Origin of the sequence: Kitasatospora sp. NBC_01539 (genome assembly GCF_045040525.1) — a bacterium.
Classification (GTDB): Bacteria; Actinomycetota; Actinomycetes; order Streptomycetales; family Streptomycetaceae; genus Kitasatospora.
In genome coordinates, this window is the sequence record NZ_CP109390.1 from 268,637 (window position 1) to 293,248 (window position 24,612).

Consider the following 24,612-nt stretch of genomic DNA (forward strand, 5'->3'; position numbering starts at 1 on the left):
CGCGGGGCGGCGTTCCCGGACGGCGCAGTACGGGGGCGGGCCGGAGGAGGCCGTGGGTACGGTCGCAGCGTGCGCTTGTCATGTCACCTCATATGCCTGGTGTCGGCCGCCGCGATAGGTGTGGGGCCGCTGCTCGCCCCCGCCGTCCCCGCCGCCGCCACGGGCCGCCCGCAGGGCGCGGTCTCCCCCGTCGGCGGCCCTCGGCTGGGACGCTCCGGCGTCCAGGCCGACCCGCTGGTGGGCGCTCCGGCCCTGCCGTCCGAACTCACCGCGCTGGCCTGGCTGGTGGCCGACGCCACCACGGGCGACGTGCTCGCCGCGCAGAACGCGCATCTGCCGCTGCCGCCCGCCAGCACCCTGAAGATGCTCTTCGCCGACACGCTGCTGCCGAAGTTCGACCGGTCGCTGGTGCACCAGGTCACCACGGCCGACCTCGCCGGCATCGGCGAGGGCAGCAGCCTCGTCGGGGTCAAGGAGGGTCTGGGCTACCGGGTCCAGGACCTGTGGCGCGGGGTGTTCCTCAGCTCCGGCAACGACGCCGTCCACGTCCTCGCCCGGATGAACGGGGGCATAGCCCGGACCGTCACGCAGATGCAGGCCCGCGCGGAGGCGCTGCAGGCCCTCGACACCCACGTGGTCACGCCGGACGGCTACGACGAGGACGGCCAGGTCTCCTCGGCGTACGACCTGACGCTGTTCGCCCGCGCCGGGCTGCGCGACCCGGACTTCCGCGGCTACTGCGCCACGCGCACCGCGGAGTTCCCCGGCGCGGTCGACCTCGCCACCGGGGTGCGCAGCAGCTACGCGATCGCCAACACCGACCGGCTGCTGGGCAGTTACCCCGGCCTGATCGGCGTGAAGAACGGCTACACCACCAACGCGGGCGCGACCTTCACCGGCGCGGCCGTCCGCGACGGCCGCACGCTGCTCGTCACGGTGATGCACCCGGAATCCTCCGGCACGGTCTACGACGAGGCCGCTCTGTTGCTCGACTGGGGCTTCGCCGCGGCCGGCCGGGTCCGGCCGGTCGGCGTGCTGGCACCGGACGGCGCGCAGCCCGCCGCCGCGGCGCCGGACGAACTCCCCCGGGCCACCCCGCTGCCCGCCGGTGACGACGGGATCGGCGCGGCCTGGTGGGCGGCGGGCGCCGCGGCGGGAACCGCGGTGGTGCTCGCGGGCGCAGCGGCGGTCACGGGCCGGGGCGGCCGCCGCCCCTCGGCAGGTCCGGCAGGTCCGACAGGTCCGGCAGGTCCGACAGCGGGCGGGGCGGGCGGGGCGGTCGCGCTCCGGCCCCGCACGGTGGCCGGCCCGGCGAGGCGGCCGGTGCGGCGGGCCGTCCGCAGGATGGTCGGGACGGCCCGCCGACGGCGGCGGGCGCGCTGACCCCGGCCGGTACGGTGTCCGGGCCCCGCCGCCTCCGCCCCGGCGCACGAGCCTGCGCCCGCCCGCTCCTGCACCCGGCGGGACGCCGGCTCCGGCACTGCGGCAGCATGGGCGGCATGCGCATCCTCGGACTGACCTTCGCCGGTTCCTCGACACCGCACCGCCCTGAGATGGCCCGGTTCCTCCGCAACACGCTGGCCCTGCCCGTCAGCAGGGTGGAGGGGGTCGAGGCCGACCTGTTCGACCTGCCCGACGGGTCCGTGTTCGCGGTGGCGTCCCCGGGCGGGATGGGTGACACGGCACGGTCGGTCGGCTTCCTGGTGGACGATCTCGACGCCGCCGGGCGGGCCCTGCGGGAGGCCGGCGTCGAGACGGGTCCGGTCGGCGAGAACGCGCGTGACCGCTACCTGCACTTCCGGGCGCCCGACGGCGAGCTCTACGAGCTGGTCGAGCGCAAGGGCGACGCCGGACGGCCCTGAGCCCTCCGGCGCCGGGCCCCGCCACCGCTTCCTCGGCCCAGCCCGGCCCGGCCGCGGCCCGGCAACCCCTCCCCCGGCGGGTCCCCGGCCCGGGTGCTGCGGCTATCCTCCCGGCGGGGACGGCCCGGCCGGGGCCGCACGGGGAGGGGGCGTCCGTGTCCGAATGGTCCGGCGGCCCGGCGGGCGGCACAGCACTCGACCCGGCGCCCGGCGACACGTGGCCGGCCTCCGCGGTGCCGGCCGGCGAGGAGCTCCACGAGCCACCCGCGGCCCCGGGCCGGCGGCGGGTGCTGCTCGGCGCCGGCGCGGCCCTTCTCGGCGGCGCGGCGGCCTGGCGGCTCACCCGTGACGGCCGACCGCCGCGCGAGCCGCGCCTCTTCTCCGGCCCCGCGCCGGTGTGGAGCATCGACGGCCCCGGACCACGGACCCCCGAGCGGCTGGTCGGCACCCTGCCGAGTGCCGCCTACGTCACCGCTGCGGCGCTGCTGCTGCTCGATCCGGCGACCGGCTCCGTCCGGCACACGCTCCGCCTCCCCGAAGGCCGCCGCCCCGCGCCCGGGCCGACCGGCGGGACACCGGACCCCGACCGGCTGGTCGTGGGCGGCGGCCGGGTGTACTCCACGACGGCGACGACCGTCCACGGCTACCGCCTCACCGACGGCGTGCGCGACCGCGAGGCCGCCGCGACCGGGCTGCTGGGCCGCTCGGCCGCGTTCGCCCTGGACGGCTGGGCGGAGGGCACCGCGTACGGCCGGGCGGCGGCCGGCGGCCCCGCGGCGCCGCTGGTGTTCGGGCTCGGCACCGGCCCGGGCGCGGCCGGCTGGGTGCGCCCGGCCGGCGAGGGCGGCGGGCAGCTGCTCGACCTGCGGCCGGCCACCGGCGGCCTGCTGCTGGCGCGGAGCAGCCGCGACGAACTGGTCGCCCTGGACACCGCGGACGGCTCGCGCCGGTGGCTGGTCGCCGCCGACCAGGCACTGCGCTGGACGGAGACCGACGCGACCCGGGTGTACGTCGCGCAGCGCGGCTCCGGTCTGCGGGCGGTGCGCCTCGCCGACGGCGGGCCGGCGTGGTCGCTGCCGCCGGCCGACGCGGCATGGCGGCGTCTTCGGCCGCTGGCGGCGGGCGGGGCGCTGTTCGTGCCCCGGGACGACGGGGTGGTGACCCGTCACGCGGTCGGCGACGGCGGCGAGGTGTGGTCGTGCCGGCTGCCCTTCCGTCCGGACGCCCGCTGCCGGCCCGTCCTCGCCGGCGGCACGCTGTTCGTGCCCGGCCCGCGGACGGGCGGCATCGCCGCGCTCGACGCCGCCACCGGCGAACTCCGGTGGACCTTCCAGGACTACGCCCCCGGGGCCGGCTACTGGCAGCTCGACACGGACGGCCGTCAGGTGTACGCCGGGCACGACAGCGTCCTGCACGCCCTGCGGGTCTGACGGCCCGTCCACCTGCCCGCCTGTCTGCCTGTCCGTCCACCTGCCGGCCTGCCCGCCTGCCCGTCCATCCACCTGCCTGCCCGCCTGTCTGTCCGGCCGCCTGCCCGGCCGCGCGTCGCCCGGGAGCGGTGACGGCTGCCGGGGCGCTTCCCTCCGGTCGGGGGCGCGCTGTCCGCAGGGCCCGGTTCGGGCGCATTCCCGCGATGTATACACCGAGTGTATACACGTGGTGTACGGTCGCCCCATGAGTGTTCCCCTGACGCTTCTCGGCCTGCTGGAGCGCGAGCCCAGCCACGGCTACGACCTCAAGCGCGACTACGACGCCCTCTTCGGCCGGGGCAAACCGCTGCCGTACGGCCAGGTCTACGCGACGCTCGGACGCCTCGCCCGCGACGGCAAGGTCGTCGCCGCGGACGCGGAGCCCGGCGACGGGCCCGAGCGCAAGCGGTACGTCATCACCGACGCCGGGGTGACGGAGTTCGAGACCTGGCTCACCGAGCCCGTCGCGGCCGAACCGCACCTGCAGACCGTGCTGTTCACCAAGGTCGTGCTGGCCCTGATGCTCGGGCGCGACGCCGGGCAGTACCTCGACACCCAGCGCGCCGCGCACATGCAGCGCATGCGCGAACTCACCGAACTGCGCCGCAACGGCGCACTGGTCGACGCCCTGCTCGCCGACCACGGCCTCTTCCACCTGGAGGCCGACCTGCGGTGGATCGACCTGACCGCCGCCCGTCTCGACGCGCTCGCGCAGGAGGTACGTCCATGACCGCCCTCATCGAGGCCCGCGGCCTCGAACTCTCCTTCGGCGAGACGCCCGCCCTGCGCGGGGCCGACCTCGCCGTCGACGCCGGCGAGATGCTCGCCGTCATGGGTCCCAGCGGCTCCGGCAAGTCGACCCTGCTGCACTGCCTGGCCGGCATCCTCGTGCCGGACGCGGGCGAGGTGCACGTCGACGGCCTGCGGATCGACACCCTCGACGAGGCCCGGCGCAGTGCCCTGCGCCGCGACCGGTTCGGCTTCGTCTTCCAGTTCGGCCAGCTCGTCCCCGAACTGACCGCGGAGGAGAACGTCGCCCTGCCGCTGCTGCTCGGCGGCGCCCGCCGCGCCTCCGCCCTCGCCGAGGCCCGCCCGTGGTTCGCCCGGCTCGGCCTCGACGGGCTGGAGCACCGCCGTTCCGGCGAACTGTCGGGCGGCCAGGCGCAGCGCGTCGCCCTCGCCCGCGGACTCGTCACCCGCCCGCAGGTGCTGTTCGCGGACGAGCCGACGGGCGCCCTCGACTCCCTGACCGGCGAGCAGGTGATGGAGCTGATGGTCGCCGCCGCCCGCGCGGAGGGCACCACCGTCGTCCTGGTCACCCACGAGCCGCGGGTCGCGGCCTTCGCCGACCGCGAGGCCGTCGTCCGCGACGGCCGGGCGACCTCCCTGCGCACCGAGCGGCTCGCCTCGTGATCCGGTTCGCGCTGCGCCTCGCCGTCAGCGGCGGACGGGAGGCCGTGGCCCGGCTCGTCGTCATCGCGGCGGCCGTGGCGATCGGCGTCGGCCTGCTGCTCTCCACGCTCGCCGGCATCAACGCCGTCGCCGCGGCCAACGACCGGCTGCTGTGGCTCAACAGCGGGTCGGCCGGAAACACCGCAACGGCCGACGTCGCCCCTCTCCTGTGGCGGGCGCACGAGGACTACTACGCCGGCCGGCCGATCGTCGAGGTGGACGTCGCCGCGACGGGCCCCACCTCGCCCGTCCCGCCCGGTCTGTCGCAGGTGCCGGCGCCCGGGGAGTACCGGGCCTCGCCGGCGCTCGCCGACCTCCTGCGCGACACCCCGGCGGACCTGCTCGCGGACCGGCTGCCCGGCCGGATGGCCGGGCTGCTGGGAGAGGAGGCGCTGCAGTCGCCGGACTCGCTGGTCGCCGTCGTCGGCCGCACCCCGGAGCAGCTCCGCGCCGTGCCGGACGTCCGGTCGGTCACCGCCGTCGCCGACTCGCTCCCCGCCCGCTGCCAGGACTGCCCCGGTCTCGGTGTCCGCGGTGACGCCATGACGCTCATCCTGTCGGTGGTCGCCGGCGCGCTGATCTTCCCGGTGGTGATGTTCATCGGCACCGCCACCCGGCTCTCCGCGGCCACCCGTGAGCAGCGGTTCGCCGCGATGCGGCTGGTCGGCGCGACCCCCCGGCAGATCTCGGTGATCTCCACGGTCGAGTCGACCCTCGCCGCAGCGGTCGGCACGGCGGCCGGCTTCGCCGTGTTCGCCGCGCTCCGGCCCGTCGTCGCGACCGTGCCGTTCACCGGTGAGCGCTTCTTCACCACCGACCTGACCCTCACGGCCGTACAGATCGCGGCGGTCGCCGTCGGTGTCCCGGTGGCGGCCGCCGTGGCCGCCCGGCTCGCCCTGCGCCGGGTCGTCGTCTCGCCGCTCGGCGTCAGCCGCCGGGTGACGCCTCGGCCCCCGCAGGCCTGGCGGCTCGGGCCGCTGCTGGCCGGCCTGGCCGAGCTGGCCTGGTTCGTCGGCCGCCGCCCCGAGTCCACGAACGCGCAGACCGCCGCCTACCTCACCGGCTTCCTGCTGATCATGCTGGGCCTGGTGGTCGCCGGGCCGTGGCTGACCATGACCGCCGCCCGGGCCGTCGCCCTGCACACCCGCCGGCCGGCCACACTGATCGCCGTCCGGCGGCTCGCCGACGACCCGAAGGCCGGGTTCCGCGCCGTCAGCGGCCTCGTGCTGGCACTGTTCGTGACCAGCGCCACCATCGGCATCATCGGCACCATCGACACCAACCGCGGCGGGCTCGCGGGTGATCCGCTGACCCGCGCCGCCGTGGAGCACGGCGCGATGCTCGACGAGCCGCCGATGGCCGACTCGGTGCCGGAGCGGGTCCTCGCCGGCCTCCGGGCCGTGCCCGGCGCCCGCGGCCTGGCCGTCGTCCACGCCAACCCCGACCGGATCGGGATCGAGGCCGACCCGGCCCGCCGCTGGGCCCCCGGGCTGGTGCTCTGCTCGGACCTCGCACAGATCCCCGTCGTCGGCCACTGCCCGGCCGGGGCGAGCGTCGCGGCCGTGCCGCTGTACGAGTTCCTCGACCTGCGCGCGAAGACGGGCACGGAGTGGCCGGCCGCCGCGATCGCCCCGGAGAGCGTCGCCCGGCTGCCCGTCCAGATGGTGTACGCGACCACCGACGGGTCGACGGCCGCCATGGAACGCACCCGCACCGTGCTCACCCGCGCCTTCCCCGCCCAGCAGGCCCGGACGGTCGGCGACTGGGGCTCGTCCCAGCAGCAGGAGCTGGCGGGCTGGCGGCGGCTCGCCGACGTGGTGCTGCTCACCACCCTGCCCATCGCCGGGTGCAGCCTCGCGGTCGGCGTGGTCGCGGGGCTGTCCGACCGGCGGCGGCCGTTCGCGATGCTGCGGCTGACCGGCGCGCCGCTCGGCCTGCTGCAGCGGGTGATCGCCCTGGAGAGCGCGCTGCCGCTGCTGGTCGCGGCGGTGGTCGCGACGGGCACGGGATTCCTCGCGGCGCAGATGTTCCTCACCTCGCAGATGCACTACGACCTCGTGCTGCCGGGCCTCTCCTTCTACGGGCTGAGCGGGCTCGCGCTGGCTGCATCGCTCGGGATCATCGCCTCCACCCTGCCGGTGCTGCGGCGGATCACCGGTCCGGAGGCGGCACGCAACGGGTGACGGGCCGCGCCGGGGGGTGCGGAGCCGGAGGGCGGGGTGAGGGGCGGTGTCCTCACCCTCCGGCGTCGGCGCTGCGGCGCGCGGCGGCGGCCCGCACCTCGGGCTCCTCCATCGGGTCGTCGCGCAGAGCGGCGACCTGCTCCCGTACGCCCGGCCGGTCGGGGGCCTCGGCGATGCCGAGCAGGCGGGCCTCGGCCTGGCAGTCCCACAGCGACTCGACGTGCGCCTCGTCCAGCCCGGATGGGTCGATCGCGGCGAGCGCCCGCAGGTAGGCGGGGCGCTCGTACGAGTGCGGTGTACGCAGCCAGAACCGGCGCAGTACGGGGACGGCCTCCGCCGCGGCCGGGCCGCACCGGGCCAGGCCCGCCGCCAGGGTCTCGGGGCCGCACCAGGCACGCTCCCGCCAGTTCGCCTCCAGGGCGGCCACCAGGACGGGCAGGTCGCGCGGCTCGCCGTGCCGGGCGAGCACGGCGAGGCCGATCCGGGCCAGCCAGGGCCTGCCGTCGGCCGCCCACTCGCGGGCGGCGGGCACGGCGGGGGCGCCGATCCGGGAGACCGCGCGCGGCAGCCCCGACAGCGGCCGCTCGCCGTCCGCCGAGCCCAGCGAGGGCACGAGCGGCAGCAGGTCCGGCCGACCCGGGCGGTGGGCCAGCCTGAGCAGGGCGGCGGCCCGGGCGGCGGGGTCGGCCGCCGGGTCGGCGAGCACGGCGACGAGACGGCGGCTGCTCGCCTCCACCTCGACGGCGCGTACCCGCGGCCGCGGGGGCGGTGCGGGCGCTGTCGCGGGCAGGCCCCAGCGGGTCCACGGCTCGGAGCACCGGAGCAGCGGTTCCTCGCCGGTGAGCCGGGCCCGCGCCGTGCCCGCCAGGTCGTCCCACCAGGCTGCCGGCCATCGGCGCGCGACCGCTTCGAGGACGTCCGTCCAGTGCTCGCCCTCCCTGATGTACGTCCGCAGCGCCTCGCGGGCCGGGAGGGAACCGGAGAGGGCGAGCAGCTCCAGCACCCCCGTGGCCTGTTCGCGGGCGTCCGCGTCGCCGGTGAGCAGATCGGCGATCGGGCCGGTCGGCAGGTCGAGGTCGCGGACCAGACGGGCCAGGTAGAGGTGGCGCTCGTCCACGAGGGAGTCCCAGCTCCAGTCCTGCCGGATCATCTCGTGCACCGGCGCGGCGGCCCCGGAGTCGCGGGGCGCGGCAGCGGCTCCGAGGCCGCGGCCGCGCTGCAGCAGCCCGCGGAGGGTGGAGACCGGCGCGTAGGCCTGGCCGGGATCCGGGGCGGGCTCGGGGTGCGGGGCGTGCGGTCCGTCGGGCGTCGCATCGTTCATCGCGCGGAGCCTGCCGGGGAACGGGCGTCCGCGCCAACGCTTTTCGGCCGCGGCCGGGCCGGCGGCGGTGTGGCGGCGGTCGCATTCGGGGTCGGCGGTCGCGACCGCGCGTGGTGGCAGGAGTTCACCGGGTGACGGGCGGGCCGGGGCCCCCGGTGAGGGTCCTCACACGAACGACCCTTCCACGACGGTGGGTAGTAGCGGCGCACGGGCAGTACGGCGGCGGGCTCGCCACCGCGCGGCACGCATCCGCCGCGGCACGTCCCCGCAGGTCGGACGGCACGGACCGGCGCCCGGTCATCGGCGGGGGCCCTCGGCGGCGGAGTGCATTCCCGGGCGCACCGTCGGGGCCGGTCTACGACGGAGGGTCGTAGCCGGGGGTCTTGGCGGGGCCCGGGGTGGTCTGGCAGCTTTGGCCGAGTCGAAGCCGTACCGGCACCTGTCCCGCCGGGTGCGGCGAATCGCCGAGTCCCGCCCTCGCTCCCACGGCCCCTGTCCGGCCCGGGAAGGTCGGCGGACGGGACACCGGCCCAACCTGATCGAGGTCAAGCTCTTCATGCCCGCTTTCAAGCTTCGTATGCGCACTTCCGCTGCTCTTCTCGCCGGCACCGCCGGAATCGCCGCCCTGGGCGCCGGCCTCATGCCCGCCACCGCCACCGCCGCGACCGCCTCCCCGCAGAGCATCGCCGCGCAGATCGTCCCCGCCGGCCAGCTCGCCTCGTTCAAGCAGATCATCAGCCACGAGTCGGGCTGGAACGTCCACGCCACCAACCCCTCCTCCGGCGCCTACGGCCTCGCCCAGGCACTGCCCGGCTCCAAGATGGCCTCCGCCGGAGCCGACTGGAAGACCAACCCCAAGACCCAGATCAAGTGGGCCTACGACTACATGAACTCCCGCTACGGCAGCCCCAACGCCGCCTGGTCCTTCTGGCAGACCCACCACTGGTACTAAAAACCGGCCGCTCCCCCCGAGCGCCCGCACCACCCGTACCACCCGCACCACCCGTCCGGCACGAGCCACTCCCCCCACCGCCCCGGTGGCCGGACAGGGACCACCAGGGGCGCCCGAGGGGGCCCGGCAGGCACACACCGCCGCCGGGCCCCCTCGACCCGTCTCCGCACCCGGCCCGTTTCGCAGACCCGAATCCCGCCTCGCACCCCGCACTACCGCTTCCGGCAGGTCGGTCGCCGCCGCACGGCGCGCGCGACACGGACCCGGCGACATGACGGTCCGTAATATTTTCAGGTTAACCTGCCCTGTACACAGCAAGACGAACGTGAACATGTACGGGGGTGGGTGGGGTGGGCGTTGTGCTGCCCGACGAACTGGCGTGGGTGCTCGACCTGATAGGCATCGACTGGCCGAACGTCGACGAGGACGACTACCGGGAGATGGCGGACTCGCTACGGGAGTTCGCCGCGGACATCCGCGATCACGCGGCGGAGTCGCACCAGGCCGTCCAGCGGATGATGGCCTCGAACTCCGGAGCCTCGGCCGAGGCCTTCAACGCGCACTGGGAGAAACTCTCCGGTGAGCACATCGAACAGCTCGTGACCGGCTGCGGGGTGGCGGCCGCCGTGCTGGACGGGGTGGCCGTCGTCATCACCGCCGCGAAGATCGCCGCCATCGTCCAACTCGTCATCATGGCGGCCGAGGTGATCGCCGCCCAGGCGGCGGCGCCCTTCACCTTCGGCCTGTCGGAGGTCGCCGCGGTCAGCGCCACCCAGGCGACCCGGGTGATCGTCCGGCGCGCGCTGAAGGAGGCCGAGGAGCAGATCGTCGAACAGCTGGTCTCCGCCGCCACCGGGCCGATCATCAGCGCCGTCGCGGGCATGGCCGCGAACCTCGTCATCCAGCTCGGCTCCGAGGCCGTCGGCCTCGGCGACGGCGTCGACATGACGGAGGTCGCACGGGCGGGCGAGGACGGACTGCGCAGCGGCGCCGACGACTCGATGGACCAGCTGGGCATCGGCGGAACGAGGACCCAGGCATGAGCGGCGAGTTCCGGCACGACCCCCTCGAAGTCGACACCCTCGCGGGCAGGTTCGGCGAGCACTCCGAGAAGATGAACGACTCCGGCGACCGGCATCTCGGCCGCGCGCGCCGGGCCCAGGGCCGCACCCGGGGCCGGGGCGCGCTCGCGCAGGCCGCCGAGACCGGCGTCGACCAGCTGATGGAGGCCGTCACCAAGGGCCAGAAGGCGCTGGGCAAACACCTCGACGACGTCGGCAAGGGGCTGAAGCAGACATCCGCCAACCACCGCGCCAACGAGGCCGACGTCGCCCGGAGTCTCGGCGGGATCACCAGCGGCACCCCCGCCCCGCGCACCGTCCCGGCCGCCGGCTCCGGCACCCGGAGCTGGGCGAGCGTCGCAGGAGGCAGCGGCAGCGGCGGCGGCGCGCCCAAGCCGACCCCGCCGAAGCCCGCCCCGCCCAAGCCCCCGGCCGACCTCCGCGGCAACGCCGACGGGCCCGGCCGGACGGACATCCAGTCGAACCGCCGCAACACCCGGAGCGACCCGGTCGACATCGCCTCCGGCGAGGTCGTCCTGGCGCAGACCGACGTCACCCTGCCCGGTGTGCTGCCCCTGGTGCTCTCCCGCACGCACGTGTCGAGCTACCGCAGCGGCGGCTGGTTCGGGCCGAGTTGGGCCTCCACCCTCGACCAGTACCTCGAACTCGACGACGAGGGCGTGGTGTTCGCCACCGAGGACGGCATGCTGCTGGTCTACCCGGTGCCCGCGCACGGGCAGCAGGTGCAGCCCGTGCAGGGCCCGGCCTGGCCGCTCTCCTGGGACGGCCCCGACGGCGGACTGCGCGTCACCGACCCCTACTCCGGCACCTGCTGGCACTTCGCCCCGCTGCCCGACGGCGCCCGCCCGCCGACGCGCCGCACCGGGGCGCTGCCGCTGCCGCTCGCCGCGGTGACCGACCGGGCGGGCAACCGCATCGAGATCCTCCACGGACCGCGGGGCGTGCCCACCGAGCTGCGGCACAGCGGCGGTTACCGGGTCGGCATCGACACCGCCGGGCCGCGGATCACCGGTCTGCGGCTGCTCCCGGCCGAACCACCGGCACCGGACCCGGTGGCGGCCGGGCAGGCACCGGCGGACACCGTCCAGGGGGATGCCGCCCAGGCGGCTGCCGTCCAGCCGGACACCGCGGGCGCGGACGCCGCGCCGGCCGAACCCGACATCGTGCTGGTCGGCTTCGGCTACGACGGCAACGGCCACCTCTCGGCCGTCACCAACTCCTCGGGCCTCGCCATGGGGTTCACCTACGACCCCGCCGGCCGGATCAGCTCCTGGACGGACCGTCTCGGCTACCGCTACCGCTACCTGTACGACCGGGCCGGCCGCTGCGTGCAGACCCGGGGCGACGGCGGCCACCTCGACGCGGTGTTCGCCTACGACGACGTCCGGCGCACCACCACGATGACCGACTCGCTCGGCCACCGCACCGTCTTCCACCTCGACGAGCACGGCCGCACCGTGCGCGAGACCGCCCCGCACGGCGCGGTCGCGCTGACGGAGTGGGACGACCGCGGCCGCCTCCTGTCGCGAACGGACCCGCTGGGCGGCACCACGGCGTTCCGCTACGACGCCGCGGGCAACCTCGCCGTGAGCATCCTGCCGGACGGCACGGCCGGCGAGGCCGTCCGCGACGAGCAGCACCGCATCACCGCCCTGACCGCGCTCGACGGCGCGCAGTGGCGCTACCGGTACGACGAGCACGGCGCGCTGGCCGAGTCCACGGACCCGCTCGGCGCCCGCACGGTCTACCGCAACGGTCCCGGCGGCCACGCCCGTACCGTCACCGACCCGCTCGGCCGCACCACCTCCGTGGCGACCGACCGGGCCGGGCTGCCGGTGCGCACCAGCGACCCGACGGGCGCGGTGGTGGAGGTCGTCCGCGACCACTTCGGCCGCCCGGCCACCATGACGGACCCGCTCGGCGCGGTCACCTCGTACGGCTGGACGGTCGAGGGGCGGCCCGCCTGGCAGGTCGAGCCGGACGGCTCGCGCCAGGAGTGGGGCTACGACCCGGAGGGCAACCTCGTCGAGCACCGCGACACCTCCGGGGCGGTCACCCGGTTCGCGTACACCGCGTTCGGCCGGCTCGCCGCCCGCACCGCCCCGGACGGCACGCGGTACGCCTTCCGCTACGACACCCAGCTGCGGCTGGTCGAGGTGGCCCGGGGCGACGGCGCCCGGTGGACGTACCGGTACGACGAGGTCGGCGACATCGTCGGCGAGACGGACTTCGCCGGGCGCAGCATCGCCTACACCCGCGACCCGGCCGGGCGGATCGTCGCCCGCACCAACGGCGCGGGCCAGACGGTCGAGTACCGCCGCGACGCGCGCGGCCGCACGGTCGAGCTCGTCGCCGACGGCCGCACCACCCGCTACACGTACGACGCGGCCGGGCGCGTGCTGACGGTCTCCGACGGCAGCAGCGTGCTGCGGCACACCTACGACGCCGCGGGCCGCCCCCTCACCGAGGAGTGCGACGGCGCGGTCGTCACCTCGCAGTACGACGGCACCGGCCGGCGGGTGCTGCGCCGCACGCCGAGCGGGACGGAGTCGCGGTGGAGCTACGGGCCGGACGGGCTGCCGCAGTCCCTCGCCGGGCCGGACGGCACCATCGCCTTCGAGTACGATGCGGCGGGCCGGGAGGTGCGGCGCACCTTCGGCGCCGCCGAACTCACCAGCACCTGGGACGCCGCCGACCGCCTGACCGCGCTGGCGCTGGCCTCCGCCGGCGGGCCGGCGCGGCGGCGCGGCTACCACTACCGCGCGGACGGCGCGCTCGTCGGGATCACCGGCCCGGACGGCGGCGACCGGACGTTCGAGCTGGACGCGGCGGCCCGGGTGACGGCCGTCACCGGCGCGGGCTGGACGGAGCGGTACGCCTACGACAGCGAGGGCGCCGTCACCCGTGGCGAGGCCCCCGGCCCGGCCGTCGAGGACAGCGACGGCGCACGCCTGCTGGAGCTGGGCCGGCTGCGGACGGCCGGGCGCACCGCGTACGAGTACGACGGGCAGGGGCGACTGGTCCGGGAGACCCGCCGACTGCTGTCCGGCGGGCGGCAGGTGCGCGAGTACCGCTGGGACAGCCACGACCAGCTGGTCGAGGTGCGGGTGCCGGACGGGACGCTCTGGCGCTACCGGTACGACCCGACGGGCCGCCGGACGGGCAAGGTGCACCTGACGGCGGACGGCACCGCGGTGCTGGCGCAGACCCGGTTCGCGTGGGACGGCGCGCAGCTCGCCGAGGAGGTGCACGCCGACGCGTCCGGCACCACCGTGACAAGCTGGGACTGGAGCGTCGGCGGGCAGCGGCCGGTCGCGCAGACCCGCCGGCACCTGCCGGCCGGGGCGCTGCCGCAGGACGAGGTCGACCGGCGCTTCCACGCGATCGTCACCGACCTGGTCGGCGCGCCGACCGAACTGGTCGGCGCGGACGGCACGGTGGCGTGGCAGGCGCGGTCCACCCTGTGGGGTGCGCCCGCCGCCGGCGACCCGGCCGTGCCGGGCGCCGCGGACTGCCCGCTGCGCTTCCCCGGGCAGTACGCCGACGCCGAGACCGGCCTGCACTACAACGTGCTGCGCTACTACGACCCGCGCACCGCCCGCTACATCAGCCCGGACCCGCTCGGACTGGAGGCCGGACCCGACCCGTACGGGTACGTGCCGAACCCGCACGCGTGGAGCGACCCGCTCGGCCTGGACGCGGGCATGGTCAACCTCTACCACGGCACCACCGGGAACGGTGCCCAGTCGATCGTCGACAACGGCATCAACCCCAACTTCCGTCCCCGGCCGATGGACTTCGGCCGCGGCGGCTTCTACGTCACCAACGACCGCCGACAGGCGGAGCGCTGGGCGCAGCGGCTGGGCAACGACACCAACGGCGGGCCCGCGGTGATGCACTTCCAGGTGCCGCGCAACGAGCTGGACGCGCTGAACAGCCGCCGGTTCGGGGCGAACGAGGACCAGGCGCTCGGCGACTTCATCCGCCACAACCGCGGCGGCGGCGCGATGCACGACTACGACATGGTGGAGGGCAGAATGCTGATGAACATGCCCGCGCTGCGCAATCCCAACATCCCGATGACGCTGCGCGGCCACCAGATGGCCTTCTACACGGACCGGGGAGCGAGCCTGATGCAGAACTCGTACGCGGGGCTCGTATGAGCGACGCGTTCCTGATGCACGCCGACGCGGAGACGACCGCGTACTTCTCCGAGGTCGCCGACGCGCTGTGCGCGCTCTTCGGTATCCCGCGGGCCGAGGCCGTGGCCCGGCTGAACGCGCAGTGGGGGGCGGTGGAGTTCGAGCCGTACCCCGACCTGGTGTGCCACGAGGAGCCGGAGCACTGGGCGTACCTCCTCTACCACGGCGACGTGCCGTACTGGGAGGCGGACGCCGACCGGTCGGCGTGGCCGGTGCTGCCTCCGCCGCCGGCCGGGTCGGCGGCCTGGACGGCGCCGCCGCAGGGTTGACGCCGGAGGACCGGGAGCCCGGCCCGGGCGGTCTGGCCCGGGCTCCCGGCCCTCAGTTCTCAGCCATCAGGCCTCAGTTCTCGGCTCTCAGTCCTGGTAGTGCAGGACGAAACGGACGGCGTCGCCGCGCAGGCGGCGCCGGACGAAGTACACCGGCGTGCCGTCGGCGGTGCAGCTGACGCCCTCGCGGACGAGCAGCGGGTGGCCGGTCGGCACGCCGAGCAGCGGGGCGTCGGTGAGGTCGGCGGCGGTCGCGGAGAACGCCCGCCAGGCGTACCGCACGGGTTCGCCGAGCACCCGGTGGAGCGCGGCGGCGAGGTTGGCGGTGTCCTCCAGCGCGGGCAGCACGGCGGGCAGGAGGTCGGCGGCGAGCCAGTAGCTGCTGACGGCGAGCGGGCTGCCCCCGGGGTCGATGAGGGTGTCGATGCGGCGGACGTGCCCGGCCGGCAGGCCGAGGGCGCGGGTCGCCTCGCCCTCGGCGGTGTCGGCGGTGCGCAGGACGCGTTCGACCCGGGCGGTCGCCGGGTCGGGCTGCGGGGCCGTGGGGTCGGCCGGTGCGGCGGGGCTCCCAGAGGCGATCCGCTGGCTGCGCGGGCTGACGTCGACGGACACCTGGGTGGGCGGTGTGCGGACGAAGGTGCCGATGCCGCGGTGGATCTCGACGGCCCCGGCGCGGTCGAGCTCGGCGACGGCCTGACGCACCGTCAGCCGGTTGACGGCGTACCGGTCGGCGAGCTCGGACTCGCTCGGCAGTCGCGCGCCCGGGGGGAGGTCCCTGCTGTCGATGCGGCCCTGCAGGTGCCGGGCGAGCTGGAGGTAGAGGGGCACGGTCCCGTGGCGCTGCAACACCCGGCGCATCCTACGGCAGCGCGGTGGAGCGGCGCCGACACGTCACGTTCATCTCCGCTCCTCGTGCGGTCGCCCTGCGCGTCAGCTCCGACATCTAGACGTATAGATGTCCGCCCTGACCTTGGAGAACAGCATGTCCCAGCCCCTGAACGCCGCCGCTGCCGCCGGCCACCCCACGGCCCGCCCCACCGCCCGCCGGCTCGTCACGGCAGGCCTCGCCGGGGCGCTCGCCCTCGGCACGATGGCCGGCACCGCCTCCGTCGCGGACGCCGCCACCGCCCACCCGGCCGCCGCGCACGGACCGGCGCGGTCCGCGCAGGCGATCCCCTTCACCGCGGCGACCGTGACCCGGCAGGCCGACGGCTCGTTCACCGTCGCCTGGTCCGCCCCCGGCGTCCGCCACGTCACCGTCCTCGCCGGCCGCGACCCCCAGCACATCGACCGGCGGCACGCCGTCGCCACAGGCCGCGGCAGCGACACCGCCACGATCACCGGACTCGGCAGCGCGGACCGCTGGTGGTTCGAGATCGTGCCCGACCACGGCGCGTCCCTCACCCTCGCCGACCGCTCCCTGCACCTCGCCTCCGCCCCCAACTTCCGCGACGCGGGCGGCTACCGCACGAGCGGCGGCCACTGGGTACGGATGGGCGTCCTCTACCGCTCCGGCGACCTCGCCCGCCTCACCGACGCCGACCTGGCGACGCTCCGCCGCCTCGGCATCCGCACCGACATCGACCTGCGCACCGCCTCCGAGCGCGCGGCCTCCCCGGACCGCGTCCCCACCGGCACCACCTACGTCGTCGCGGACGTCCTCGGCAGCGGCATCGCCGGCTCGCTGCCCGCCACGGAGGCCGCCGCGGTGCAGATGATGGAGGACGTCGAGCGCACCATGGTCTCCTCCGACAGCGGCCGCGCGGCGTACACCACGCTGGTCGGCGCCGCCGCCGACCGCGGCGCGGCCGCCGTCCTCTACCACTGCACGGCCGGCAAGGACCGCACCGGCTGGGCGAGCGCCGCCGTCCTCACCGCCCTCGGCGTGCCCCGCGCGACCGTGAACGCCGACTACCTCGCCAGCAACACCTACCGCGCCGCCGAGAACGCCGCCGCCCTCCAGCAGGTGCCCGCGTCGATGCGGCCCGCCTACCAGGCCCTCCTCGACGTGCGCCCGTCCTACCTCGACGCCGGCTTCGCCGAGGTCACCCGCGTCTACGGCTCCTTCGACGGCTACCTGCGCACCGGCCTCGGCCTCGACGCGCGCGACCTGCGCGACCTGCGCCGGCAGCTGCTCGTCGGCTGAGCCGACCCGCAGCCCGCACCCGCGGTTCGGTCCCGGGCCGCGGGGCGATCCCGGCCCGGGCTCAGCCCCGGGTCGGGACGACCAGCGAGTGCGCGAGGTGGACGTGCCGGGGGCGACTGACGGTGTAGGCGATCAGGTCCGCGACGTCCTCCGCGCGCAGCACCGGGACGGCGTCCATCATCGCGGCGAACTGCGCGCTCAGCCCGGGGTTGTCGATGTGCTGCACGATCTCGGTGTCGGTCAGGCCCGGCTCGACCGCACTCACCCGCACGTCCTTCGGGCCGTACTCGGTGCGCAGCGAGGCGGACAGGTGGCTGACCGCGGCCTTGGTGGCGGCGTAGACGGCGAACGCCGGGTAGGTCGTGCGGGCCGAGACGGACGAGACGGTGACGAGGTCCGCGGACCGGCCGGCGGCGGCCGCGGCGACCAGGTCGTCGGCGAACGCGTCGATGACGTGCAGGGTGCCGGTGAGGTTGGTGTCGACCATCCGCGTCCACTCGTCGAGCCGGTGCAGGTCCGCCGGGTTGGGCAGGGCCACCCCGGCCGCGTTGACCAGGAGGTCGATGCCGCCGAGCGCCGTGCGGACGGTGTCCGCGGCGCCCTGCACCGCGTGCCGGTCGGTGATGTCCGCGGTCACCGCGAGGGCGCGTCCGCCGTCGGCGGCGATCTTCGCGGCCAGCTCGGCGAGGCGGTCGGTGCGCCGGGCGAGGAGCGCCACCGTGGCACCGCCCGCGGCGAGGAGCCGTGCGGTGGCGGCGCCCATGCCGCTGGCCGCTCCGGTGACCAGGGCGGTGCGTCCGGCGAGGGAGGGGTAGGTCATGCGGGTGTCCTTCGGTCGGCTCCGGTGCCGGCCCGGACGGGTCGGCGGTCCCACCCTCGCCCCGGGCACGGGGTTCCGCCCAGGGCTCGGCCCGTCGTAGGTCCGGCAGTACCAGGCTCGCCCGGCCGACGGCCCGTAAGCTGGGCCGATGGACAACGCCCTGGGGGACTTCCTGCGCTCGCGTCGCGCCCGGCTGCGCCCGCAGGACGTCGGGTTGGTGGGATACGGCCCGCGGCGCGTGCCGGGGCTCCGCCGCGAGGAGGTCGCCCGGCTCGCCGGGGTGAGCGTCGACTACTACGTGCGGCTGGAGCAGGGGCGCCGGGGGCCCGCGGCGTCCGACTCCGTGCTCGGGGCGGTCGCCCGCGCGCTGGCCCTCGACGAGGTCGAACGCCGGCACCTCTTCGACCTGGCCCGCCCTCCGGCGCCGCGGACGCCCGCGCAGCCCGCCGTCCGGCCGGGCGTCCGGTCGGTGCTGGACGCCCTGGGCGGCGCACCCGCCTTCGTCCTCGGCCGCCGGATGCAGGTGCTCGCGTGGAACGCGATCGCCGACGCCCTCCTCGGCTTCTCGGCCGTGCCCGGGGGCTACAACGCGGCACGGCAGATCTTCCTCGACCCGGCGGCGCGGACGCTCTTCACCCGCTGGGAGGAGGAGGTGGCCGCCGACGCCGTCGCCTTCCTGCGCCTGGACGCGGGCCGGCACCCGGACGATCCCCGGCTGACCGCGCTCATCGCCGAACTCTCCTACCGGAGCGGCGACTTCCGCGCCATGTGGGCGGCCCACCGGGTGAAGGACAAGACCCACGGCCGCAAGCACCTGTGGCACCCGGCCACCGGCGCGCTCGACTTCGCCTACGAGAGCCTCACCCTGCCCGGCGACCCGGACGTCCTGATCGTGGCCTACACCGCGGAGCCCGGTTCGCGGACGGCGCAGCGGATCGCCCTGCTCGCCGAGCTGTCGGCCCCGGCGATGGCGGGCGCGGGCGCGGGCTGACCCGTCGCGGGCCGCCCCGGACACGGCGGCCGGAAACCCGGAGTTCACCGACCACCCCTACCCAGGGTGGACATGGACACGGCACACTGGTGCCCGCACCGCGCGCCGCGCACGAACGGCCCGTGCCGCGACGGCACCGGCGCGTCCCGGCCGCACCGTCAGGAGCACCGTCCGGCAGAGGAGCCGACCATGCGGATGTCCCTCGCTCGCGCCCTGGTGGCGGTCGCCGCCGTGGCGGCACCCTCCGTCGCCGCCACCGGCACCGCCGGGGCGGTCGTCCCGCCCGAACACGCGGTCATCGTCTGTCAGAGCGCGAGCTTCTACGCCAACTACGACAGCGCCTCCGGCCCGGTGGGGCTGGTCCGGGTGCTCGGCGCCGGCAACAAGGTCGGCCACACCAGGGGCGCCCACCCGGTCTACAACGGCTGGGCGGCGACCTTCGACTTCGGCAAGGGCGACTGGGGCTACGTGCGCATCGAGTGCCTCGGCGGCTACGGCTCCTGGTGACGCGGCACGCCGCGCCCACTCCCCCGACCCGCCCGACCGAGGAGCATCTCCGTGACCGTCACCCGCACCCTCCTGCGCACCGTCGCGGCATCGGCCGCCCTCGCCGCGGCGACGCTCACGGCCGCACCGGCCCTGGCCGCCGACGGCACCGTCGGGCGGCGCGAGACCGTCTGCGCCCACGACCTGTACGTCCGCACCGCACCCGGCGGCGCCTGGACGGGCACGCTGTACACCGGCCAGACGTTCCTGGTCGAGCGCACCCAGAGCGGCTGGGTGTACGGCTTCGCCTACGGCGACATCAACCGGCACGGCTGGGTGCAGGACGGCTGGTTCTGCTGACCGGCCCCGCCGGGCCGCCCGTGGTACCTCCTGCGGCACCGCCGACCGGTGCCGCAGGAGGAGCTTCAGGAGGAACTGCCGTGACCCGCCCGTGGATCAGCCCGTCGGCAGGGCCTGCATGGCCTTGACGAAGCCGTTCTCGTCGATCCGGCCGGCGAAGAAGTCCTGGACGGCCCGGTGGATGGGCGTGCTCGCCGCCGGCGGGTACGCCTGGTCCCAGGACAGCTCGAACGACGGCGCGGCCCTGACCAGGTCGAACTGGTAGGTGGAGTAGGCCGGGTTGGGGGCGGTGGCCAGGAACTTCGGCGTGTTGGTGGTGGTGGGCAGGTTGCCGACGCCCAACTGCGCCTGCACGAACTCGTCGGAGTACTGGAGCTTGAGGAACTCCGCGACGGCGGCCGGGTGCTTGGTCCGCTTGGCGACGGAGTAGAAGTTGTTGGTGTTGCCGACGACGTTCTTCGGGTCGCCCTTGCCGCCGGGGACGGTCGGGAAGGAGCCGTAGCCGAGGTCGGACGCGGCGAACTCCGGGGCGGCGTCCTGCTGCGTGGAGTACTCCCAGGAGCCCATCAGCTCGAAGGCGGCCCTGCCGTGGGCCAGCAGCGCCGGGGAGCCCCCGTCGGTGAACTTCACCGAGTCGTACGAGGTGCCGAAGGCCCCCGCGTCGACGAGCTGCCGGATCAGCCGGAGGGCCTTCCTGCTGTCGTCGCCCGCCCAGGCGTCCCGGTTGCCGTTCAGCGCCTTCTGGAAGAGGCCGGGGTCGGTGAGGCCGCTCGGGCCCGCGATGCGGTCGTAGAGGTACTCGAACCACATCAGGGTGGGCCACTGGTCGCCGCCGCCGAGGGCGATGGGGGTGACGCCCTTCGCCTTCAGGGTGCGTACGGCGTCGAGCAGTTCGCTCCACGTCCTCGGCGGCGTGAGGCCCGCGTCGGCGAGCACCTTCTTGTTGTGGAAGAGCAGCACGGGCTGGGTGCCGCGCATCGGCACGCCGTAGGCCTTGCCGTCGATGACCGCGGTGTTGAAGACCGACTGCAGGAAGTTGGCCTTGAGACCGGGGTCCTGGACGATCATGTCGTCGAGCGGCATGAGCAGCCCCGCGTCGACGAAGGGCTTGATGCTGCCGCCGCCCCAGTTGAAGAAGACGTCCGGCGCCTGCTTGGTGTTGATGACGGTCTGGAGCTTCTGCTGGTAGTCGGCGCCCGGGATGGTGTCCAGGACGGCCTTCACCTCGGAGGTCTTGTTGAAGGTCTCGACGAGCTGCTTCTCGACCTTGTTCGCGGCGTCGCCGTAGACGAGCACGTGGATCTCGCCGGTGCCGCTGTCGACGGCCTCGGCGTCGGCGCCGGGGTCGGATCCGCAGCCGGCCAGTGTCAGGCCGAGGAGCAGGGCGGTGCCGCCCGCGAGCAGGTGAGGGAGCCGGATGGGGCGTTGCATCGGAGCATCAAGCCTTTCGAAACTTTTCGGCATCATTGCCGAAATCTGTGGCGCGGCTGCGACGCTAGGACCCGCCCTGACAGAGGGTCAACCCCCGTGCACAGGGTTATCGGAACGTGACGCACCGACCTCCCGGCCACGCCACGCCCGCACATCCGGGGGCGACAACCCGCCGACCGCGGGTGGGGAACAGCGCCCCCGGCAGGCCCCGACCCGGCGTCGACCCGCAGGTTCACCCCGTCCGGCCAGGCTCGACAACGGTGCGCGAAAGGGCAACTGACCTGCCGTCAGGAACGCGGCACGCCCGGAGGTCCGCACCGGTGGCGGCAAAAGTTACTTGGGGGTAACTCTTGCGGGCTCGAAAACAGCCGGACCATACTCCGCAAGGTTTCCGGAACGTGTCGGCCGCCTGTCGACGCACCCGAGCACCCCCAGCACCCCGAGCACCCCGTGCCACCCGTGCCACCCGGAGCCCGCAACCGCCCCGACCCCCCACCCATCCACCCCACCCACCCCACTCGACCGGGCACCCCCACTTCCCCAGGGCCCGGTCCGACGAAGGAGACCGACGTTGAGGAAACTCCCGCGCCGCATCCGCCCGACCGTCGTCCGCGCCCTCCTCGCGACGGGCCTCGCCGGCGCCGTCGTGACGACCGGCCTGGCCGGCAGCGCCCACGCCGCGTCCACGCTGGCCGGGTCCGCCGCCGCGAAGGGCCGCTACTTCGGCGCCGCCGTCGCCGCGAACCACCTCGGTGAGAGTGCCTACGCCTCCACCCTGGACGCCGAGTTCAACGCCGTCACACCCGAGAACGAGATGAAGTGGGACGCCGTCGAGGCCACCCGCAACACGTTCACCTACGGCGCCGCCGACCAGATCGTCAGCCACGCCCAGAGCAAGTCCATGAAGGTCCGCGGCCACACCCTGGTCTGGTACTCCCAGCTCCCCGGCTGGGTCGGCGGCCTCGGCGCCACCGACCTGCGCACCGCGATGAACAACCACATCACCCAGGTCATGACCCACTACAAGGGCAAGATCTACGCCTGGGACGTCGTCAACGAGGCCTTCCAGGACGGATCCAGCGGCGCCCGCCGCAGCTCCCCGTTCCAGGACAAGCTCGGCAGCGGCTACATCGAGGAGGCCTTCCGCACCGCGCGCTCCGTCGACCCCAACGCCAAGCTCTGCTACAACGACTACAACACCGACGGCCAGAACGCGAAGAGCAACGCCGTCTACGCCATGGTCAAGGACTTCAAGCAGCGCGGCGTGCCCATCGACTGCGTCGGGTTCCAGTCGCACTTCAACAGCGCCTCGCCCGTGCCGTCCGACTACCAGGCGAACCTGCAGCGCTTCGCCGACCTCGGCGTCGACGTGCAGATCACCGAGCTCGACATCGAGGGCTCCGGCACCGCCCAGGCCACCAGCTACGGCAAGGTCACCACGGCCTGCCTCGCCGTCACCCGCTGCACCGGCATGACGGTCTGGGGCATCCCCGACAAGTACTCGTGGCGCAGCAGCGGCACCCCGCTGCTCTTCGACGACAACTACGGCAAGAAGCCGGCCTACACCGCCGTCCTGAACGCCCTCGGCGGCACCACCGGCGGAGGCGGGGGCGGCGGCGGCACCGCGACCTGCACCACCACCTACGCCCGGACCAACGTGTGGTCGGACCGCTTCAACGGCCAGGTCACCGTCACCGCGGGGAGCAGCGCCATCACCGCGTGGAGCGTGAACGTCACGCTCACCTCGCCGCAGAAGATCTCCGCCACCTGGAGCGGCACCCCGACCTGGGACAGCAGCGGCAACGTCATGACCATGAAGCCCAACGGCAACGGGAGCCTCGCCGCCGGGGCGTCCACCAGCTTCGGCTTCACCGTCATGACCAACGGCAACACCAACGCGCCCAGCATCGGAGCCTGCACCGCCTCGTGACCCGTCCCGGCTCCGGCGGCTCCCCCGCTGCCGCCGGAGCCGGCCCGTCACCGCGCGGCCCCCGGCGGCCCCATCCGCCGGGGGCCGCCGGTGCGGGCCTCGTCACGTCGTGCGTCCGCGCTCCGAGCCGCTCACGGAGGACACCCGAACCATGGACCGAACCACCCCCACCCGCCCCCTGGCCACCGTCGCGACCGGCGCCGCCGCGGTGGCAGCCGTGGCCGCAGTGGTCGCCGCGACCTCGCTCGCCGCCACCTCGCTCGCCGCCGGTGCGCCGGGCAACGGTGCGCCGGGCGACGGCGGCCGCCCCACCGCCGCGCCTGCTGCCGGATCCGCCGCCTCCACCGACGGCCGGGCGGCCCCGGGGCACTGGCTGGACACCTGGGCGTCGATGCCCCAGCTCACCGAACCCGGCAACATGCCGCCGGCGCCGTTCACCCGGGACCATCTCGTGCTCCCCGACACCACGCTGCGGCAGACCGTCCACGTGTCGGCCGGCGGGCGGCAGCTGCGGCTGCGGTTCTCCAACGCCTTCGGCGGTGCCGCCCTGCCCGTGACCGCTGTCTCGGTGGCCCTGCCCGCCGGCGGGCAGGCGGGCGCCAGCGGCATCCGGCCCGGCAGCTCCCGGCCGGTCACCTTCCACGCGCGCCCGTCGGTGTCCGTGCCGGTCGGCGCCCAGGTGGTCTCCGACCCCCTCGACTTCGACCTCGCCCCCGGGACCGACCTCACCGTCACGCTCCACCTGGCCCAGGGCCAGGCGTCCGACGCCATCACCTCGCACCCCGGCTCCCGGACCACCAGCTACCTGCTGGCGGGCAGCCACGTCCAGGACACGGACCTGCCCGGGGCGACCCCCACCGACCACTGGTACTTCCTCAGCGGGGTCGAGGTGTGGTCGCCCCGGGGCGAGGCCGCGGCCGTGGTGCTGGGCGACTCGCTCACCGACGGCCGGGGCTCGACCACCAACCGGAACGACCGCTGGCCCGACCAGTTGCTCCGCCGCCTGCAGGCGCGGCCGGACACGGCCGGCACCGCGGTGATCAACGAAGCCGCGGGCGGCAACCGGGTGCTCGACGACGGCCTCGGCCCCAACGCCCTCGCCCGGCTCGACCGCGACGTGCTGGTCCGCAGCGGCGTGCAGTGGCTGATCGTCTTCGAGGGCGTCAACGACATCGGCACCGCCGCCGCCACCGAGGAGGCCCAGACCCGGGTCGCCGACGACCTCGTCGCCGCGTACGACCAGATCGTGGCCCGCGCGCACGCCCAGGGCATCCGGGTCTACGGGGCGACGCTGACGCCCTTCGGCGGCAACGCCGCCTACGACGACCCGGACGGCCGCCGCGAGGCGGCACGGCAACGGGTCAACCGGTGGATCCGCACGAGCGGACGGTTCGACAGCGTGATCGACTTCGACCGGGTGGCACGCGACCCGCAGGCGCCGCGGCGGTTGCTGCCGGCGTACGACGTCGGCGACCACCTGCACCTCGGCCCGGTGGGCTACGGCGCGCTCGCCGACGCCGTGCCCGGCACGCTGTTCCGGCAGGCTCCCCTGCCGCCCGGCTTCGACCGCGGGTAGCCGGAGCCTGCCGCGTCCCGCGCCGTACCGCGCCCCGCGCTGGGGCGGTACGGCGCAGGCGGCACGGCGCGGGCGGGCCC

20 protein-coding genes are annotated in these 24,612 nt (G+C 75.4%); 16 read left to right on the forward strand and 4 right to left on the reverse strand.

The features are described from left to right. The first annotated feature begins 69 nt into the window (after positions 1-69). The 6 genes from OG335_RS01170 to OG335_RS01195 all read left to right on the forward strand — a co-directional run bounded on the left by OG335_RS01170 (position 70) and on the right by OG335_RS01195 (position 6,966). Positions 70-1,383, forward strand: coding sequence for a D-alanyl-D-alanine carboxypeptidase family protein (locus tag OG335_RS01170; RefSeq protein ID WP_405009050.1), 1,314 nt, complete (start codon positions 70-72; stop codon positions 1,381-1,383). Between the two features lie 116 nt (positions 1,384-1,499). Continuing rightward, entirely contained in the window at positions 1,500-1,862 is a 363-nt protein-coding gene (locus tag OG335_RS01175; RefSeq protein WP_405009051.1) for a VOC family protein, read from the forward strand. Positions 1,863-2,017: 155 nt separating this feature from the next. After that, positions 2,018-3,292: a PQQ-binding-like beta-propeller repeat protein gene (locus OG335_RS01180; RefSeq protein ID WP_405009052.1), complete on the forward strand. Its 1,275-nt coding sequence runs from the start codon at positions 2,018-2,020 to the stop codon at positions 3,290-3,292. A gap of 244 nt (positions 3,293-3,536) precedes the next feature. Beyond that, the gene (locus OG335_RS01185) at positions 3,537-4,061 is read left to right on the forward strand and encodes a PadR family transcriptional regulator (RefSeq protein ID WP_405009053.1); all 525 of its coding nucleotides are present in this window, start codon (positions 3,537-3,539) and stop codon (positions 4,059-4,061) included. Beyond that, positions 4,058-4,744: an ABC transporter ATP-binding protein gene (locus tag OG335_RS01190; protein ID WP_405009054.1), complete on the forward strand. Its 687-nt coding sequence runs from the start codon at positions 4,058-4,060 to the stop codon at positions 4,742-4,744. Before OG335_RS01185 ends, OG335_RS01190 begins: the two co-directional genes overlap by 4 nt. Further along, positions 4,741-6,966: an FtsX-like permease family protein gene (locus OG335_RS01195; RefSeq protein WP_405009055.1), complete on the forward strand. Its 2,226-nt coding sequence runs from the start codon at positions 4,741-4,743 to the stop codon at positions 6,964-6,966. The genes OG335_RS01190 and OG335_RS01195 overlap by 4 nt, the downstream gene beginning before the upstream one ends. Before the next feature lie 52 nt (positions 6,967-7,018). Here the strand turns inward: OG335_RS01195 and OG335_RS01200 are convergent, their stop codons facing one another. Beyond that, positions 7,019-8,287 carry a hypothetical protein gene (locus OG335_RS01200; protein ID WP_405009056.1) on the reverse strand — a complete coding sequence of 423 codons (1,269 nt, stop codon included), beginning with the start codon at positions 8,285-8,287 and terminating at the stop codon, positions 7,019-7,021. A 577-nt stretch (positions 8,288-8,864) separates the two neighbouring features. Between OG335_RS01200 and OG335_RS01205 the strand changes: the two genes are divergently transcribed. The 4 genes from OG335_RS01205 to OG335_RS01220 all read left to right on the forward strand — a co-directional run bounded on the left by OG335_RS01205 (position 8,865) and on the right by OG335_RS01220 (position 14,792). After that, positions 8,865-9,239, forward strand: a complete 375-nt coding sequence (locus OG335_RS01205; protein ID WP_405009057.1) for a transglycosylase SLT domain-containing protein — start codon at positions 8,865-8,867, stop codon at positions 9,237-9,239. Between the two features lie 350 nt (positions 9,240-9,589). Continuing rightward, positions 9,590-10,282: a hypothetical protein gene (locus OG335_RS01210; protein ID WP_405009058.1), complete on the forward strand. Its 693-nt coding sequence runs from the start codon at positions 9,590-9,592 to the stop codon at positions 10,280-10,282. Continuing rightward, positions 10,279-14,484: a DUF6531 domain-containing protein gene (locus tag OG335_RS01215; protein WP_405009059.1), complete on the forward strand. Its 4,206-nt coding sequence runs from the start codon at positions 10,279-10,281 to the stop codon at positions 14,482-14,484. The genes OG335_RS01210 and OG335_RS01215 overlap by 4 nt, the downstream gene beginning before the upstream one ends. Then, positions 14,481-14,792, forward strand: coding sequence for a hypothetical protein (locus tag OG335_RS01220; protein ID WP_405009060.1), 312 nt, complete (start codon positions 14,481-14,483; stop codon positions 14,790-14,792). The genes OG335_RS01215 and OG335_RS01220 overlap by 4 nt, the downstream gene beginning before the upstream one ends. An 87-nt stretch (positions 14,793-14,879) precedes the next feature. On the opposite strand, the gene OG335_RS01225 is transcribed toward OG335_RS01220, so the two are convergent. Further along, positions 14,880-15,641 (reverse strand): GntR family transcriptional regulator, encoded by a 762-nt coding sequence (locus OG335_RS01225; protein WP_405009061.1) that lies wholly within the window; start codon positions 15,639-15,641, stop codon positions 14,880-14,882. A gap of 133 nt (positions 15,642-15,774) precedes the next feature. Here OG335_RS01225 and OG335_RS01230 point away from each other — a divergent pair, with 133 nt between their 5' ends. Further along, positions 15,775-16,938: a tyrosine-protein phosphatase gene (locus OG335_RS01230; protein WP_405009062.1), complete on the forward strand. Its 1,164-nt coding sequence runs from the start codon at positions 15,775-15,777 to the stop codon at positions 16,936-16,938. A gap of 61 nt (positions 16,939-16,999) precedes the next feature. On the opposite strand, the gene OG335_RS01235 is transcribed toward OG335_RS01230, so the two are convergent. After that, positions 17,000-17,758 carry an SDR family oxidoreductase gene (locus OG335_RS01235; protein ID WP_405009063.1) on the reverse strand — a complete coding sequence of 253 codons (759 nt, stop codon included), beginning with the start codon at positions 17,756-17,758 and terminating at the stop codon, positions 17,000-17,002. A gap of 148 nt (positions 17,759-17,906) precedes the next feature. On the opposite strand from OG335_RS01235, the gene OG335_RS01240 reads away from it, so the two are divergent. The 3 genes from OG335_RS01240 (at position 17,907) to OG335_RS01250 (ending at position 19,595) form a co-directional block, all read left to right on the forward strand. After that, positions 17,907-18,749, forward strand: a complete 843-nt coding sequence (locus OG335_RS01240) for a helix-turn-helix domain-containing protein (RefSeq protein ID WP_405009064.1) — start codon at positions 17,907-17,909, stop codon at positions 18,747-18,749. Between the two features lie 189 nt (positions 18,750-18,938). Next, positions 18,939-19,256: a hypothetical protein gene (locus OG335_RS01245; protein WP_405009065.1), complete on the forward strand. Its 318-nt coding sequence runs from the start codon at positions 18,939-18,941 to the stop codon at positions 19,254-19,256. 51 nt (positions 19,257-19,307) lie between these two features. Next, positions 19,308-19,595, forward strand: coding sequence for a hypothetical protein (locus OG335_RS01250; protein WP_405009066.1), 288 nt, complete (start codon positions 19,308-19,310; stop codon positions 19,593-19,595). A gap of 96 nt (positions 19,596-19,691) precedes the next feature. Here OG335_RS01250 and OG335_RS01255 read toward each other — a convergent pair whose 3' ends face one another. After that, on the reverse strand, positions 19,692-21,026 hold the full coding sequence (locus OG335_RS01255; protein ID WP_405009067.1) for an ABC transporter substrate-binding protein: 1,335 nt from the start codon (positions 21,024-21,026) through the stop codon (positions 19,692-19,694). Between the two features lie 571 nt (positions 21,027-21,597). On the opposite strand from OG335_RS01255, the gene OG335_RS01260 reads away from it, so the two are divergent. Both OG335_RS01260 and OG335_RS01265 read left to right on the forward strand, forming a co-directional pair. Further along, a complete protein-coding gene (locus OG335_RS01260) occupies positions 21,598-22,956 on the forward strand; it encodes an endo-1,4-beta-xylanase (RefSeq protein ID WP_405009068.1) in 1,359 nt (452 codons plus the stop codon). A gap of 151 nt (positions 22,957-23,107) precedes the next feature. Then, complete coding sequence (locus tag OG335_RS01265; protein ID WP_405009069.1) at positions 23,108-24,532, forward strand: SGNH/GDSL hydrolase family protein; 1,425 nt, start codon at positions 23,108-23,110, stop codon at positions 24,530-24,532. The last annotated feature ends 80 nt before the right edge of the window (positions 24,533-24,612 follow it).